This is a genomic window from Pseudomonas sp. 05N36 (genome assembly GCF_056397385.1).
In genome coordinates this window covers 103743-119663 of the sequence record NZ_JBFTNH010000024.1, presented here as the reverse complement: position 1 = coordinate 119663, position 15921 = coordinate 103743, and the positions used below count along the sequence as shown (strand labels likewise).

The following is a 15921-nucleotide window of genomic DNA, read 5'->3' as shown; positions in this document are numbered from 1 at the left end:
TGGCCAGAGGTTTCAAGAAGACTCAGGCCCTGGTAATCCTTGCCCGCAAACTCGCCCGGGTGGCGTTCGCCCTGATGAAAAACCAGAGCGAATACCGACCGAATCGACCGCTGCAGGGTTGTCCTGCAACATAGAATCTCCCACATTGGTTTTTCGGCAAATTGAAGATATGGGTTCAAAAGCAAAAGGCCTCGCGTATACGAGGCCTTTGATCTGGGCTTGAGGGTTTTCAACTCTGGTGCTTCATTCCCTGAGTCATGCCGAGCATGAACAAAAACAACTCATCATTATCGGAGTGGTTCACCGTAGATGACTTCGCAGCCCGTGGTAGCGGGCAATGCGCGCCCCCATGCTTTGCACTGAGAACTTGTGTACGTGGTTGCTCCAGGCCGACCACCGCCAATGAAACAACTGCCAAGGCTCCTGCCAAAAATAGACCCCTAGCAATTTCTAGTTTCATCGCTACAAACCTTTGATGGTGCTGCCAAATACCTTGTTATAAAAATAGTTGAGCTTCTCCCAATCCGCCGAGCCCCACGACGAGTGGCGGCGCAGCTGTTTCATGTCATGCGAAGCCGCTTGCTGGCGGGTCCTGAACCCGAAAATCCGCCTGCTTGAACTCTGCTTCTACGGTAGCGACCGAGGCATCAGGCGTCCGGTTTGCCCAGTTCGACATAAAAGCGGCAGCCGTTAGGTTCCATGGTGCTGAGACTGACACTCCAGCCCTGGTTTTCACAAATCCTCTGCACCAGCGACAGGCCCAGCCCAAGCCCTTCCCCACGCTTCTCGCCACCGCGCACAAACGGCTCGAACATCGCTTCGCGCTTCTCTTCGGGAATACCGACACCGCTGTCTTCGACCAGAAAACCGTGGGGCAGAATGGTCAGGCGAATAAACCCGCTGTCGGTGTAGTGCAAGGCATTACGTAACAGGTTGCCCATGACCGCGTGCAGGAATGTCGCGTTATAGCGCGTATCCGTCGGATTGCCGGGTTCATAAAACAGCGTGAGCCCCTTGTCTTCGATCGGCTCGCGCCACAGGCCGAGCAAGTCCTCGGCCACCTGCCCCAGGGTCTGTTGCGGCGACATGCTGGCATCTTCACGCTTGGCCCGGGCGAGCATCAGGAAGGTCTGGACCAGTTCGCGCATCTCTTCACAGGCACGAGCGATCCGCTCGACCTGGTTGCGACTGCGCTGATCGAGGTCCGGGTTCTCCAGCAACAGTTCGCAGGAGCTGGCCAATACCATCAACGGGGTGCGCAGTTCGTGACTGACGTCGCTGGTGAACAGCCGTTCGCGACTCAGCGCCTGGCGCAATCGGCCCAGCGTGGCGTCGAAGGCGACAGCTAGCTCACCGACTTCATCGGCGGCATAGTCCGGCGCCAGCGGCGGTGCCAGGCCGAGCAGTTGATCGCGGTGACGCACCTGGCGCGCCAGCCGGACCACCGGTGCCATGACCTTGCGCGCGAGCACCCAGCCAAGGAACACCGCCAATGCCAGACTTAATACAAACCCCACCAGTACTACGGCAAACAGCACTCGCTCGCGCTCTTCGAAATCGCTTTGATCCTGCATCAGGACGTAGCGTCGGCCGTCAACGATCTCGACGAGCGCGTGGTATGACAGCTGCTCGCGAAATACTTCATGAAAGCCGGCATTCAGATGCCGCAGGTCCCTGGGCAAGTCAAAGTCGCCAGGGCCGCCACTGAAGTAGAACAACTGATCGGGTTCGGGACGGTGACTCCAGTCGGCCATGCTGTCCATCAACAGCAAACGCTGTAAATCGCCACCCAGGCCTGCGGAAATCAGCTTTGCTTCGACCAGATGCACGGTCGCCACGATGCCTATGGCGAATGCCCCCGCCACCAACGCACTCATCAAGGCGAAGGCAATAATGATCCGCTGAGCAAGGCTCTGCTTAAACTCCATCACGCCCCTCGGCCAGGCGATAGCCGACGCCGTGCACGGTTTGCAGCAAGGGTTTGGCGAACGGCTTGTCGATCACCTGACGCAACTGATGGACGTGACTGCGCAGGCTGTCGCTGTCCGGACAGTCGTCACCCCAGAGGGCTTCTTCGAGTATTTCGCGACGCAAGACGTGCGGGCTTTTCTGCATCAACACCGCCAGCAGCTTGAGGCCTACCGGGTTGAGTTTCAGCAGGCGACCTTCACGGGTCACTTCCAGCGTGTCGAGGTCGTAGCTCAGATCGCCAACCTGCAAGGCACGGCGACCGCCGCCCTGGGTACGGCGCATGACCGCCTCGATGCGCGCCGCCAGTTCAGACAGGGCAAACGGTTTGACCAGGTAATCATCGGCACCGGACTTGAAGCCCTGCAGCCGGTCATCCAGTTGGTCGCGGGCGGTCAGCATGATCACCGGGGTATCGCGCCGTGCATCTTCACGCAGGCGTTTACACAGGGTGTAGCCATCGATACCGGGCAGCATGATGTCGAGCACGATCAGGTCGTAATGCTCGGTGGCCGCCAGGTGCAGACCTGACAAACCGTCCTGCGCGCAATCCACGGTATAGCCTTTAAGCCCCAGGTAATCAGCCAGATTGGCGAGGATGTCGCGGTTGTCTTCAACCAATAGAATTCGCATGGGCACTTGCTCCGTACACAGTTACGGCCGTCTTGGACCGCGCAGCTTAAGGCCAAGAGTGACTCAGGGATAGGGCTGTCTGATTATCCGCCCTGTCAGAATGACTGTCGGGTTTGATCGTTCCCACGCTCTGCGCGTGAACAATCTTCTTCACAGAAAATAAAAAACCCCGCCGGCTTACGCCAGCGGGGTTTTTTCGTACAGGGTAAGGCTGGCTTACATCATGCCGCCCATGCCGCCCATACCGCCCATGTCTGGCATGCCGCCGCCAGCTGGTGCGTCTTCCTTGATCTCGGCGATCATGGCTTCGGTGGTGATCATCAGGCTGGCAATCGACGAAGCCGCTTGCAGAGCCGAACGAGTCACTTTAGCCGGGTCCAGGATACCCATTTCGATCATGTCGCCGTATTCGCCGGTAGCAGCGTTGTAACCGTAGTTACCCTTGCCCTGCTTGACCTTGTCGACTACAACGCTTGGCTCGTCGCCGGAGTTGGCAACGATCTGGCGCAGTGGCGCTTCAACAGCGCGACGCAGCAACTGGATGCCTACGTTCTGGTCATCGTTGTCGCCTTTCAGCTCGGAGATCGCTTGCAGAGCGCGAACCAGTGCCACGCCGCCGCCAGGTACCACGCCTTCTTCAACGGCTGCACGGGTAGCGTGCAGGGCGTCTTCAACGCGGGCTTTCTTCTCTTTCATTTCAACTTCGGAACCCGCGCCAACCTTGATCACTGCAACGCCGCCGGACAGCTTGGCCAGACGCTCTTGCAGTTTTTCACGGTCGTAGTCGGACGAAGTGTCAGCCACTTGTTGACGGATCTGCACAACGCGAGCCTGGATGTCAGCCTCAACGCCAGCACCGTCGATGATGGTGGTGTTTTCTTTGGACAGGATCACGCGCTTGGCATTACCCAGGTGTTCCAGGGTAGTGCTTTCCAGGCTCAGGCCGATCTCTTCGGAGATAACGGTACCGCCAGTCAGAACAGCGATGTCCTGCAGCATGGCCTTGCGACGGTCGCCGAAGCCTGGGGCCWTGACGGCAGCCACTTTAACGATGCCGCGCATGTTGTTCACAACCAGAGTCGCCAGGGCTTCGCCTTCAACGTCTTCGGCAACGATCAGCAGAGGACGGCCGGCTTTGGCAACGGCTTCCAGTACTGGCAGCATTTCGCGGATGTTCGAGATCTTTTTGTCGACCAGCAGGATCAGCGGACCGTCCAGTTCGGCGGTCATGGTCTCTGGCTTGTTGACGAAGTACGGGGACAGGTAGCCACGGTCGAACTGCATGCCTTCTACAACCGACAGTTCGTTTTCCAGGCCCGAGCCTTCTTCAACGGTGATCACGCCTTCTTTACCGACTTTTTCCATGGCTTCGGCAATGATGTCGCCGATGGAGCTGTCGGAGTTGGCCGAGATGGTGCCGACCTGAGCGATTGCCTTGGTGTCAGCGCATGGCTTGGACAGGGCTTTGAGCTCTTTGACGATAGCGATGGTCGCTTTGTCGATACCGCGTTTCAGGTCCATCGGGTTCATGCCGGCAGCGACGGCTTTCAGGCCTTCGTTGACGATCGACTGAGCCAGAACGGTCGCGGTGGTGGTGCCGTCGCCTGCGTCATCGTTGGCACGGGAGGCAACGTCTTTGACCAGCTGCGCGCCCATGTTTTCGAAACGGTCTTTCAGCTCGATTTCTTTGGCTACGGAAACGCCGTCCTTGGTGATGGTCGGAGCGCCGAAGCTCTTCTCGATGATCACGTTACGGCCTTTAGGGCCCAGGGTCGCTTTTACTGCGTCAGCCAGGACGTTGACACCGGCGAGCATTTTCTTACGGGCGGAATCGCCGAATTTAACTTCTTTAGCAGCCATGATCGATATTCCTTAAATACTTTTGTAGTAGCGGGAAATTGAGCGCAAATCAGCCTTCGATAACAGCGAGAATCTCGTTCTCAGCCATTACCAGCAGGTCTTCACCGTCGACTTTCACAGTGTTGCTGCCGGAGTACGGGCCGAACACAACCTTGTCACCCACTTTCACGGCCAGCGCACGCACTTCACCGTTGTCCAGCACGCGGCCGGTACCTACAGCAAGGACTTCACCGCTGTTGGCTTTTTCGGCAGCCGAACCTGGCAGAACGATACCGCCAGCGGTTTTCTTTTCTTCTTCGCTGCGACGGATGACGACGCGGTCATGCAGAGGACGAAGCTTCATTGTCGATCTCTCCTAATTGTGGTTTTCAGCGGCCGGTGTAATCCCGGCGGGTTAAATTCCGGCGTTGCCGGTTGCGGCTCGTCAAGCGAACCGCGGAAGTCTGTCTGGTGATCTTCACCAGAAACCTTGCGGTGACCGTTACATAAGGGCGCATAAGCTTATTACAAGGGCTGGGCAGTGATTTTTTTACGGCACCGACCACAGAAACGAACACGGCACCCGAAGGTGCCGTGTGAATGAACCCATTATTTGGAGTCGCGGTGCTCGAACTCGCCTTCGATCACGTTCGGCTCACGGCCCAACGGTTGACGCGGAGCCGGGCCGCCACGCGGTTGCAGATCATCGGCAAAGGCACGCTGACGAATTGCCTGCTCTTCGGCGCGCTTGCGCATCACGTTGGCCAGCAGCCGGCGGGTGATCGGCAAGATCATGATCAGACCGATCACGCTGCTGATGAAACCTGGCAGGATCAACAGGCCACCACCCAAGGCCAGCATCAGGCCTTCAAGCATGGTCTGTGCTGGCAGCTCGCCGCGGTTCAGGCTTTCACGAGCGCGCAATGCGGTCGCCAGGCCGGCGATGCGCAGCACGAACACGCCGAACATCGAGCCGAGAATGATCAGCAGCAGCGCCGGGAAAAACCCGATGGCCGCGCTGACCTTGACGAATACGAACAGCTCCAACACCGGGAACAGCAGAAAGAGCAACAAAAAAGGGCGCATCAAATGGTTCCTCAACGCAAGAATGCCTTGCAAGTAGAACGTAGATGACGTCGCCGTTTCGTGATTTCAAGCGTCGGCTGTCGCATTTTTCGGCCAATGCTCGGCGTGAGCCAATAAAACCAGGGCTTCGCGTACTTGTGTCGGCGTATTACACACTTCCGGGAACGGTAACCAGTACAGCCCCTGGCCAATGCGCAGGTGCATGCCTTCGGCATCGATACCCGCCAACTGAGCGGGTGCGGTTTTCGGCAAGCCTGCCAGCTCGACGTAATGGGCGATGGCCTTGGCGTGATCGGTGTTCATGTGTTCGATCATGCTCGCTTCGGCCTTGCCGGCGAATGGGTTGGCCAGGGTCAGTTGGTCGACCCAGTGAATCGCACCGAAACCGCCGATGTAGCGATGCCGTACCGGTTTGAGTACCCAGAAGTCGAAATCATGCGCCTTGTGATAATTCTGCGAGTCCGGGAAATAGCGGTAATAACGCTCGGCGGCGGCATCGATGGCAGCCTGGTCTTCAATTTTTTCCGCTTCGGCCAGGTAGGTCAGGCGACCAACGGCCTGCACGTCTTCAGCCTCGCGTTCACCCACCAGCAGTGAGCATTTGGGGTCTTTTTGCAGATTGTGGGTGTGCTGGGCGATCCGGCTGATCAGGATCAGCGGCCGGCCCTGCTCGTCCAGGCAATAAGGAACCACTGAGCCGAACGGGAAACCGGGCATCGCCTTGGAGTGCGTCGAGAGCACTCCGCGGTATTCCTTGAGCAACAATTCTCGGGCATGCTTGGCAGCTTCAACGCTCAATTTATGACTCCTTATATAGAATCCGTCAAAAAAACGGACAGGCACCTGGATCAAAGTTCCAGCAACGCCATCGGGGCAGTTCTCATGTGCAGCCAGGCCACATCAGGTGCAGATCGAGAGGCTCTCTAAAAGGAAACCACTCTGACCTGCCACTGGGGGCATGCGAATGAAACTCACTGACAAAGTAATCATTATCACCGGCGGTTGCCAGGGTTTAGGCCGTTCGATGGCCGAGTATTTCGCCGCCAAGGGCGCAAAACTGGCACTGGTCGATCTCAACCAGGAAAAGCTGGACCAGGCCGTCGCCGCCTGCAAAGCCGCCGGTGTCGAGGCTCGCGCTTACCTGTGCAACGTCGCCAATGAAGAACAGGTGACTCACATGGTCGCCCAGGTTGCCGAAGACTTCGGCGCGATCCATGGTTTGATCAACAACGCCGGGATCCTGCGCGATGGCCTGCTGATCAAGGTCAAGGACGGCGAAATGACCAAAATGAGCCTGGCCCAGTGGCAGGCCGTGATCGACGTCAACCTGACCGGCGTGTTCCTGTGCACCCGTGAAGTGGCGGCGAAAATGATCGAGCTGAAGACCAGCGGCGCGATCGTCAACATCTCCTCGATCTCCCGCGCCGGCAACGTCGGCCAGACCAACTACTCCGCCGCCAAGGCCGGGGTTGCTGCGGCCACCGTGACCTGGGCCAAGGAACTGGCGCGCTACGGCATTCGCGTGGCCGGCATTGCGCCGGGCTTCATCGAAACCGAAATGACCCTGAGCATGAAGCCTGAAGCGCTGGAGAAAATGACCTCCGGGATTCCGCTCAAGCGCATGGGCAAGCCCGAAGAGATCGCCCACTCGGCGGCGTACATCTTCGAGAACGACTATTACACCGGCAGGATCCTGGAGATGGATGGCGGTTTGCGCATTTAAGGTTGGCATAAAGCTAATGTGGGAGCGGGCTTGCTCGCGAAGACTGGTTAACATTCAGCAAAGATGCTGGCAGTTAGACCGCATTCGCGAGCAAGCCCGCACACATTAAATTGCATTTCAAATGAGCGGCTTTGATAGCCGTTCATTGGTTTCACCTCATCAATCGTCGCTGACGGTGATGTTCGGCATCGCTGGCGTGGCGGCTTCCTGCAAGACAATCCGCGCCCCCACGTGACGGGCCAGTTCCTGGTAGACCATGGCGATCTGGCTGTCCGGTTCGGCAATCACTGTTGGCTTGCCGCCGTCAGCCTGCTCGCGGATCAACATCGACAGCGGCAGCGATGCCAGCAGTTCGACGCCATATTGGCTGGCCAGCTTCTCGCCGCCGCCTTCACCGAACAGGTGCTCGGCATGACCGCAGTTGGAGCAGATGTGCACAGCCATGTTTTCCACCACGCCAAGCACTGGAATGTTGACCTTGCGGAACATCTCCACGCCTTTGCGGGCGTCCAGCAATGCCAGATCCTGCGGCGTGGTGACGATCACCGCACCGGCCACCGGGACTTTTTGCGCCAGGGTCAACTGAATGTCGCCGGTGCCCGGCGGCATGTCGATCACCAGATAATCCAGCTCGCTCCAGGCCGTCTGCGTTACCAGTTGCAGCAAGGCGCCGGAAACCATCGGGCCACGCCAGACCATCGGCGTGTTGTCGTCGGTCAAAAACGCCATGGACATGACTTCAACGCCATGCGACTCGATCGGCACGAACCACTTCTGGTCCTTGATTTTAGGTCGGGTGCCTTCCGGGATGCCGAACATGATGCCCTGGCTCGGACCATAGATATCGGCATCGAGGATCCCGACCTTTGCGCCTTCACGGGCCAGCGCCAACGCGAGGTTGGCGGCGGTAGTGGATTTGCCCACACCGCCCTTGCCGGACGCCACGGCGACCACGTTCTTGACGTTGGCCAGGCCCGGGATCTGCGCCTGTGCCTTGTGCGCGGCAATCACGGTGCTGATGTCGACTTTGGCCGAGGTCACGCCCTCCAGGCCTTCGATCGCCATTTGCAGCATTTGCGCCCAACCACTCTTGAACAGGCCGGCGGCGTAGCCCAGTTCCAGCTGAACGCTGACGCGGTCGCCCTGAATGTCGATGCTGCGCAGGCAACCGGCGCTGACCGGATCCTGGTTCAAGTAAGGGTCGGTGTACTGACGAAGGACGGCTTCCACCGCTGCGCGATTGACGGCGCTCATGGGCAACTCCGATAACAAGGCTGGAAAATCAGACGGGTATCCTACGCCGGACACTCATTTGTGGCGAGGGAGCTTGCTCCCGCTCGGGTGCGCAGCAGCCGTAACTTTATCGACGCGGTGATACTGCCAGCTCGGTGTCGCCTGATTTGGGGCGGCTTCGCCACCCAGCGGGAGCAAGCTCCCTCGCCACAGGTTTTCGCAGCCGATGTATCCGGAAACAGGCCTGAAGGGTGAAAAATATGCGCCGGCGCTTTATAGTGGCCGACCTCCGTTTCATCAAGTAGCCGAGCCCCATGTCCGAGCCACGCAAGATCCTCGTCACCAGCGCCCTGCCCTATGCCAATGGTTCAATCCACCTTGGCCATATGCTTGAGTACATCCAGACCGATATGTGGGTGCGCTTCCAGAAGCATCGCGGCAATCAATGCACGTATGTCTGCGCGGACGACGCCCACGGTTCGGCCATCATGCTGCGCGCAGAAAAAGAAGGCATCACCCCGGAACAACTGATCGCCAACGTCCAGGCTGAACACAGCGCCGACTTTGCCGAGTTCCTGGTGGACTTCGACAACTTCCACTCCACTCACGCCGAAGAAAACCGTGAGCTGTCGAGTCAGATCTACCTGAAGCTGCGTGACGCCGGGCACATCGCCACGCGTTCGATCACCCAGTATTTCGACCCGGAAAAGAAAATGTTCCTGGCCGACCGCTTCATCAAGGGCACCTGCCCGAAGTGCGGCACTGAAGACCAGTACGGCGATAACTGCGAAAAATGCGGTGCCACTTATGCACCGACCGACCTGAAAGATCCGAAGTCGGCGATCTCGGGCGCCACGCCGGTGCTCAAGGATTCCCAACACTTCTTCTTCAAGCTGCCGGACTTCCAGCAGATGCTGCAGGAATGGACCCGCAGCGGCACCCTGCAAGACGCAGTCGCGAACAAAATCGCCGAATGGCTGGATGTCGGCCTGCAACAGTGGGATATCTCCCGCGATGCGCCGTATTTCGGTTTCGAAATCCCGGACGAGCCAGGCAAGTACTTCTATGTCTGGCTGGACGCGCCAATCGGCTACATGGCGAGCTTCAAGAACCTCTGCGCACGTCGTCCTGAACTGGACTTCGACGCGTACTGGGCCAAGGACTCCACCGCCGAGCTGTACCACTTCATCGGCAAGGACATCGTCAATTTCCACGCGCTGTTCTGGCCAGCCATGCTCGAAGGCGCGGGCTACCGCAAGCCGACCGGTATCAACGTACACGGCTACCTGACCGTCAATGGCCAGAAAATGTCCAAGTCCCGCGGCACCTTTATCAAGGCCCGGACCTACCTGGACCACCTGTCGCCGGAATACCTGCGTTACTACTACGCTTCCAAACTCGGCCGTGGCGTCGACGACCTGGACCTGAACCTCGAAGACTTCGTGCAGAAGGTCAATTCCGACCTGGTCGGTAAAGTCGTCAACATCGCCAGCCGCTGCGCAGGCTTCATTCACAAAGGCAACGCCGGCGTGCTGGTGGCCGGGAATGCCGCGCCAGAATTGACCGAAGCGTTCCTGGCCGCCGCGCCAAGCATCGCCGAGGCTTACGAGGCTCGCGACTTCGCCCGTGCCATGCGTGAAATCATGGGCCTGGCCGACTGCGCCAACGCCTGGATCGCCGACAAGGCGCCATGGTCGCTGAACAAACAGGAAGGCAAGCAAGACGAAGTCCAGGCGATCTGCGCACTGGGCGTCAACCTGTTCCGCCAACTGGTGATCTTCCTCAAGCCTGTGCTGCCGTTGCTGGCCGCCGACGCCGAGGCGTTCCTCAACGTCGCACCGCTGACCTGGAACGATCACGCGACCCTGCTCAGCAACCATCAGCTGAACGAGTTCAAACCGCTGATGACCCGTATCGACCCGGTCAAGGTGCAAGCCATGACCGACGCTTCGAAAGAAGACCTGGCCGCCAGCCAGACCGACACCGGTGATGCCGCCCCACAAGGGAATGGCGAACTGGCCAAGGATCCGCTGTCGCCAGAGATCGAGTTCGATACCTTTGCCGCAGTTGACCTGCGGGTGGCGCTGATTCTCAAGGCCGAAGCCGTGGAAGGCGCGGACAAGCTGCTGCGCCTGACCCTGGATATCGGTGACGAGCAACGCAACGTGTTCTCCGGCATCAAGAGCGCATATCCAGACCCGGCCAAGCTTGAAGGTCGTCTGACGATGATGATCGCCAACCTCAAGCCACGCAAAATGCGTTTCGGGATCTCCGAAGGCATGGTCATGGCGGCAGGCCCTGGCGGCGAAGAAATCTACCTGTTGAGCCCGGACAGCGGCGCCAAGCCGGGTCAGCGCATCAAGTAAGTTGCCTGACTGAACCGATCCCACCGTCGCGTTGACTCGCGGCGGTGGGATTTTCATATCTGCTTGCCGGATAATGCCTAATCTTTATGCACAGGCCCGTTCGCTCAACCCGGCACGCCCATGACCGATATTCTGCTCACGCTCATCAGCACCGCCCTGATCAATAACTTCATCGTGCACTGGCCGCTGGGTGTCGATCCGTTGATGCAATCGACGCGTGAGCCTGCCATCGAGCGTCGTCAGGTTCATGCCCTGGGCATTGCAACCACCTGCCTGATGTTGCTCAGCGGCGTTCTGGGTTACGCGGCCTATCACTGGTTGCTGATACCGCTTGGGCTGAGGTCCTTGTACCTGTTTGTGTTTTTGCCCTTGAGCGTACTGCTGATTACCCCGGTGCTGAATCTGCTGACGCGTGCCCTGCCGCAGGTACCATTCAACGGCTTGTGGCCGTTGCTGCTGGGCAACGCTGGCGTGTTGGGACTGAGCCTGTTCGGTATGCAGAGCGACAAAGGTTTTGGCTATCACGTAGCGCTGTGTCTCGGCGCCGGGCTGGGTTTCTGGCTGGTGCTGAGTCTGTTCAGCGACCTGCGCCAGCGCACCCTCAATAACGATGTGCCCCTGCCCTTTCGTGGCCTGCCGATCGACCTGATCAGCGCCGGACTGATCGCAGTGGCCTTTCTCGGCTTCAGCGGACTGATCAAAACATGAGTCTGATTCAACGTATCGACGCACTCCTGCCGCAGACCCAATGCGGCAAATGCGGCCACCCCGGATGCAAGCCCTACGCTGAAGGCATCGCCAATGGCGAGGCAATCAACAAGTGCCCGCCGGGCGGCAACGAGACCATTTCAGCGTTGGCCGAACTGCTGAAAATCCCGGTGTTGGAACTGGACACCAGCCGTGGCTCGGCACCGGCGCAAATTGCATTTATCCGTGAAGCCGAATGCATCGGCTGCACCAAGTGCATTCAGGCCTGCCCGATAGACGCGATTGTCGGTGCGGCAAAACTGATGCACACAGTGCTTATCGACGAATGCACCGGCTGCGATCTTTGTGTAGCGCCCTGCCCGGTGGATTGCATCGAAATGCATCCATTGCCCTCGGACAAAGTGCTGCCGATTGTCGGTGGTCTGGCGTTCACGCCCGAAGAACTGCAAGCACGCACCGCCAAACGCGATCACGCAAGGCAGCGCTTCGAACAGCGCAATGCACGCCTGCGTCGTGAGGAAGAGCAAAAGCACGCCGAACGACTGGCCCGCGCGCAAAAAGCCGCACAGCACAGCGATGCCAGCAATACCCCGCTGCAGGACGCCATTGCCCGGGTTCAGGCACAAAAAGCCGCAGCCGCCGATGCCGCGCTGAAAAAAGCCAAGATCGATGTGGCGATGAGCCGCGCACAACTGAACAAATCGCTGAAGGCTTTTGGGCATCCTCCGACCTTCGAACAGCAGTCGCAGCTGATCATTTTGCAGCAGCAATTCGAAGCCGCCGAGCAGGTCCTGGCGCAGCTCGAAAGCACGGTGCCGCCAGCACCTGTGCAACCGACGGCGCCGGCCAACGATGCCGAACTCAAACGCGCGAAAATCCAGCTGGCGATGCGTCGCGCCGAGCTGAAAAAAGCCCAGGCCAGCGAAGCCCCGGCCGAGCAACTGGAAGCGCTCAGCGCAGCCCTGGCTCAAGCGGAGCAGGCGCTGCACGCTGCCGAAGGCGCCAGCGAAAAACCGGCACCCGATCTGGTACGTGTCGAAAAACGTCCCATCGACACTCAACTGCGGCAACTGAAAACCGAACTGGCTTATGCTCGCGCCGATGTCAGCAAGCTCGAGCGGCATCCTGATACACCGGCGGGGCTGCTGGCCAAGGCCCGCGAAAGGCTCTGCGAAGCCGAGCGCCAGGTAAACGCCTATGTCGCCCCTTGAACCGGTCGATGATCGCCTGCAACAGGCGATGAAGCGGGTGTTACTGGCCACCGTGCCAGGCATGCTGGTGTTGTTCTGGTTATCTGGCTGGGGCGTTCTGATCAATCTGCTGCTGGCCTGCGGCAGCGCGTTAGCGGTTGAAGCTCTGGTGTTGCGCCTGCGCAAGTACCCGCTCAAGCCTGCGTTAAGCGACGGCAGCGCATTGGTCAGCGCCACCTTGCTGGCACTGGCGTTACCACCTTACTGTCCATGGTGGCTGACGGTCAGCGCTGCGGCATTCGCGATGTTTTTCGGCAAGCACCTTTATGGTGGCGTTGGCAAAAACCCGTTCAATCCGGCCATGCTCGGTTTTGCGCTGGTGCTGGTGTGTTTCCCGCGACAGATGACCCACTGGCCGACGTCCCACGGGATGAATCTGCTCGCCGGCCTGCAACAGGTTTTCGGTTTCAATTTCAGCGGTGCCGAGCAGCCCGACGCCTGGGTGACGGCCACGGCGCTGGATAGCCTGCGAATCAACAAAAGCCTGACCATGGACGAACTCTTCGCCGGCAACCCGGCGTTTGGCAACGTGGGTGGTAAAGGTATCGAATGGGTGAATCTGGCTTTTCTCGCGGGCGGCGCGTTCCTGTTACAGCAGCGGGTGTTCAGCTGGCATGCGCCGGTCGGCATGCTTGGCAGTCTGTTCGTCATCAGCCTGCTGTGCTGGAACGGCTCGGGTTCGGACTCCCACGGCTCGCCGCTCTTTCACCTGCTGACGGGCGCGAGCATGCTCGGGGCATTCTTTATCGTGACCGAACCGGTGTCCGGAGCGAAGAGCCCCAAAGCCCGCCTGATGTTCGGCGCGGGCGTCGGCCTGCTGACCTACCTGATTCGAACCTGGGGCGGCTATCCCGACGGGGTGGCCTTTGCGGTGCTGCTGATGAATCTCTGCGTACCGGCCCTGGAACGCCTAGCTGCTGCACAACCAGAGCCTCGTACGCCATGAACCGGAATTTCAGTGTGCTGATGCTGGTGGTCGTGGCCGGATTGGGCGCAGGCGCTACATTTTTCCTGCAACACGCCACCGCACCGCAGGTCTCGGCTGAACAGCGCTTGATCGAAAGCCGCAAGCTGTTCGACATGCTGCCCGCCGGCAGCTACGACAATCAGCCATTGGACCAGCCACTCGAACTCAAGGATATCGCGCTGAGCAACAGCACCTTGCTGGGCGGTTACCTGGCCACAGCAGGCGGAAAACCCAGTGCAGTGATATTACGCAGCCAGGTGACGGGTTACGAAAATGCGATCGAACTGCTGATCGTGATCGACATCAACGGCAAGTTGCTGGGGGTCAAAACCCTCAAGCAATCGGAAACACCCGGGCTGGGAGGGAAAATCGCCGACCAGCCCAACCCCTGGCTTCAGGGCTTTTTCGGCAAGTCGCGCAACGACCCTGGTGACAGTGGTTGGGCGCTGAAAAAAGATCAGGGGCAATTCGACCAGTTGATCGGCGCAACCGTCACGTCCAGGGCGGTGATCAGCGCGATCCATGATGCGTTACGCTATTTCGACGAGCATCAGCCACAACTGATCGGGAGCGGACAATGAACCAGTCCTCGATGCTGCAGAACTCGCTGATATTGACCCCGTTGATCGGCGCCAGCGACTCCCTGGTGAACGCCTTGAGCCTGTCGCTGCTGTCGTTGCTGGTCATTGGTGTTTACGGCCTGAAGATGAGCGTATTGCGACTGCGCATCGTCCCGTCCATGCAGTTGATCATCAGCATTGCGCTCGCCGCCACATTGACCAGCCTGGCCACATTGGCATTGCAGGCCTGGGCCTTTGAACTGCACCGGCAACTGGGAATGTATGCCGGACTTATTGCCCTGCAGTGCATTGCGCTGGAGCACAACGGCTTTTTTACCCAGGCAAGCATGAGCGACCGGATTCGCCTGTCCAGCCTGTTTTTCGGGCTGATGGTTGTTCTGGGCGTGTTGCGAGAAGCTCTTGGCAATGGGTCATTCGCCAGCCATGTGTCCTGGTTGAGCGGAATGATTGATTCCACCGGGCAAGGCTGGCTGTTTACCGCTGATGGCGGCATACGACTGGCCGTCCTCGCCCCCGGCGGGTTTATCCTGCTGGGACTGCTCATAGCCGCCAAACAAGCCTGGCCTGGTGCCTCAACCTCACACTGACCGCCTTCAAGGAACTGCTCTACTCATGAATGCCGCAAAACGCCTGGAAATTTTCCGCCGGCTTCACGAAGACAATCCAGAACCGAAAACCGAACTGGCCTACTCGTCGCCCTTCGAATTACTGATCGCCGTGATCCTTTCCGCGCAGTCCACCGACGTGGGCGTCAACAAGGCCACCGCCAAGCTGTTTCCGGTAGCCAATACTCCGGCCGCGATTTATGCGCTGGGTGTAGAAGGATTGTCCGAGTACATCAAGACCATCGGCCTGTACAACAGCAAGGCAAAAAACGTCATCGAAACCTGCCGAATGCTGGTAGAGCTTCATGGCGGTGAAGTACCGCAAACCCGCGAGGAGCTGGAAGCGCTGCCCGGGGTCGGTAGAAAGACCGCGAACGTGGTGCTCAACACGGCTTTTCGTCAGCTGACCATGGCCGTTGACACGCATATTTTCCGGGTCAGCAACCGCACAGGGTTAGCGCCAGGCAAGAATGTCGTCGAGGTGGAAAAGAAACTGATGAAGTTTGTGCCCAAGGAGTATCTGCTCGACTCCCACCACTGGCTGATCCTCCATGGGCGCTACGTTTGCCTGGCTCGCAAGCCCCGCTGTGGCAGCTGCCGTATCGAAGACCTGTGCGAATACAAGCAAAAGACCTCCGACGATTGAGGTTCTATTAACTTTATTGATTTACCGATTGAAAAAATCTTTTTTACCCGCCGGGAGAATGTCGATATAAGAAGCGCCAATGGCAGTCTTAGCCTGGAGTTAACCTTATGAGCACTGGCAAAGAACAACTGGACACAGAAGACGACTTCATCTCCGTTGAGGCCGATGATGCCGAGCCTGTGGTAGAGGTAGCGAAGACCAACCTGAGCAAACGTCGCACCATCGATAATCTCCTGGAGGAGCGCCGCTTGCAAAAGCAACTGGCCGATTACGACTTTGACCTTTAACACCTGAAAGCCTCCCGAAACGGAGGCTT

17 protein-coding genes and 2 pseudogenes are annotated in these 15921 nt (G+C 58.8%); 10 read left to right on the top strand and 9 right to left on the bottom strand.

Annotation, left to right across the window (positions count from 1 at the left end; all coding sequences use genetic code 11):
* A pseudogene (locus tag AC1DIH_RS24955) lies at nt 1-134 on the top strand (IS110 family transposase); the annotation flags it as partial.
* Nucleotides 135-229: 95 nt separating this feature from the next.
* Here AC1DIH_RS24955 and AC1DIH_RS24950 read toward each other — a convergent pair.
* The 8 genes and pseudogenes from AC1DIH_RS24950 to AC1DIH_RS24915 form a co-directional block, all read right to left on the bottom strand.
* Nucleotides 230-460, bottom strand: coding sequence for a hypothetical protein (locus AC1DIH_RS24950; protein WP_477773656.1), 231 nt, complete (start codon nt 458-460; stop codon nt 230-232).
* A gap of 2 nt (nt 461-462) precedes the next feature.
* Nucleotides 463-591, bottom strand: a pseudogene (locus tag AC1DIH_RS24945) (lipopolysaccharide kinase InaA family protein); the annotation flags it as partial.
* 56 nt (nt 592-647) lie between these two features.
* The gene (locus tag AC1DIH_RS24940) at nt 648-1928 is read right to left on the bottom strand and encodes a sensor histidine kinase (RefSeq protein ID WP_477773655.1); all 1281 of its coding nucleotides are present in this window, start codon (nt 1926-1928) and stop codon (nt 648-650) included.
* Nucleotides 1918-2601 (bottom strand): two-component system response regulator ColR, encoded by a 684-nt coding sequence (gene colR / locus AC1DIH_RS24935; RefSeq protein WP_054593790.1) that lies wholly within the window; start codon nt 2599-2601, stop codon nt 1918-1920. The genes AC1DIH_RS24940 and colR overlap by 11 nt, the downstream gene beginning before the upstream one ends.
* A gap of 216 nt (nt 2602-2817) precedes the next feature.
* Nucleotides 2818-4461: a chaperonin GroEL gene (gene groL / locus AC1DIH_RS24930; protein WP_477773654.1), complete on the bottom strand. Its 1644-nt coding sequence runs from the start codon at nt 4459-4461 to the stop codon at nt 2818-2820.
* A 49-nt stretch (nt 4462-4510) separates the two neighbouring features.
* Nucleotides 4511-4804 (bottom strand): co-chaperone GroES, encoded by a 294-nt coding sequence (locus AC1DIH_RS24925; RefSeq protein WP_008032125.1) that lies wholly within the window; start codon nt 4802-4804, stop codon nt 4511-4513.
* A gap of 245 nt (nt 4805-5049) precedes the next feature.
* Nucleotides 5050-5526, bottom strand: coding sequence for an FxsA family protein (locus AC1DIH_RS24920; protein ID WP_477773653.1), 477 nt, complete (start codon nt 5524-5526; stop codon nt 5050-5052).
* Between the two features lie 66 nt (nt 5527-5592).
* Nucleotides 5593-6324 carry a HugZ family pyridoxamine 5'-phosphate oxidase gene (locus AC1DIH_RS24915; protein WP_477773652.1) on the bottom strand — a complete coding sequence of 244 codons (732 nt, stop codon included), beginning with the start codon at nt 6322-6324 and terminating at the stop codon, nt 5593-5595.
* Nucleotides 6325-6490: 166 nt separating this feature from the next.
* Between AC1DIH_RS24915 and AC1DIH_RS24910 the strand changes: the two genes are divergently transcribed.
* Nucleotides 6491-7249, top strand: coding sequence for an SDR family oxidoreductase (locus AC1DIH_RS24910; protein ID WP_216744736.1), 759 nt, complete (start codon nt 6491-6493; stop codon nt 7247-7249).
* A gap of 159 nt (nt 7250-7408) precedes the next feature.
* Here AC1DIH_RS24910 and apbC read toward each other — a convergent pair whose 3' ends face one another.
* Nucleotides 7409-8503, bottom strand: a complete 1095-nt coding sequence (apbC, locus tag AC1DIH_RS24905) for an iron-sulfur cluster carrier protein ApbC (RefSeq protein WP_477773651.1) — start codon at nt 8501-8503, stop codon at nt 7409-7411.
* A 293-nt stretch (nt 8504-8796) separates the two neighbouring features.
* On the opposite strand from apbC, the gene metG reads away from it, so the two are divergent.
* The 8 genes from metG to AC1DIH_RS24865 all read left to right on the top strand — a co-directional run bounded on the left by metG (nt 8797) and on the right by AC1DIH_RS24865 (nt 15892).
* A complete protein-coding gene (gene metG / locus AC1DIH_RS24900; protein WP_477773650.1) occupies nt 8797-10848 on the top strand; it encodes a methionine--tRNA ligase in 2052 nt (683 codons plus the stop codon).
* 120 nt (nt 10849-10968) lie between these two features.
* Nucleotides 10969-11556 carry an Rnf-Nqr domain containing protein gene (locus tag AC1DIH_RS24895; protein WP_477773649.1) on the top strand — a complete coding sequence of 196 codons (588 nt, stop codon included), beginning with the start codon at nt 10969-10971 and terminating at the stop codon, nt 11554-11556.
* Nucleotides 11553-12767: an electron transport complex subunit RsxB gene (gene rsxB, locus AC1DIH_RS24890; protein ID WP_477773648.1), complete on the top strand. Its 1215-nt coding sequence runs from the start codon at nt 11553-11555 to the stop codon at nt 12765-12767. The genes AC1DIH_RS24895 and rsxB overlap by 4 nt, the downstream gene beginning before the upstream one ends.
* Complete coding sequence (locus AC1DIH_RS24885) at nt 12754-13752, top strand: RnfABCDGE type electron transport complex subunit D (protein ID WP_477773647.1); 999 nt, start codon at nt 12754-12756, stop codon at nt 13750-13752. The genes rsxB and AC1DIH_RS24885 overlap by 14 nt, the downstream gene beginning before the upstream one ends.
* On the top strand, nt 13749-14354 hold the full coding sequence (locus tag AC1DIH_RS24880; RefSeq protein WP_477773646.1) for an RnfABCDGE type electron transport complex subunit G: 606 nt from the start codon (nt 13749-13751) through the stop codon (nt 14352-14354). The genes AC1DIH_RS24885 and AC1DIH_RS24880 overlap by 4 nt, the downstream gene beginning before the upstream one ends.
* Nucleotides 14351-14941, top strand: coding sequence for an Rnf-Nqr domain containing protein (locus AC1DIH_RS24875; protein WP_477773645.1), 591 nt, complete (start codon nt 14351-14353; stop codon nt 14939-14941). Before AC1DIH_RS24880 ends, AC1DIH_RS24875 begins: the two co-directional genes overlap by 4 nt.
* A 25-nt stretch (nt 14942-14966) precedes the next feature.
* Nucleotides 14967-15605 carry an endonuclease III gene (nth, locus tag AC1DIH_RS24870; RefSeq protein ID WP_427532975.1) on the top strand — a complete coding sequence of 213 codons (639 nt, stop codon included), beginning with the start codon at nt 14967-14969 and terminating at the stop codon, nt 15603-15605.
* Between the two features lie 107 nt (nt 15606-15712).
* Nucleotides 15713-15892 (top strand): PA3496 family putative envelope integrity protein, encoded by a 180-nt coding sequence (locus AC1DIH_RS24865; RefSeq protein ID WP_019693351.1) that lies wholly within the window; start codon nt 15713-15715, stop codon nt 15890-15892.
* Nucleotides 15893-15921: the final 29 nt, after the last annotated feature.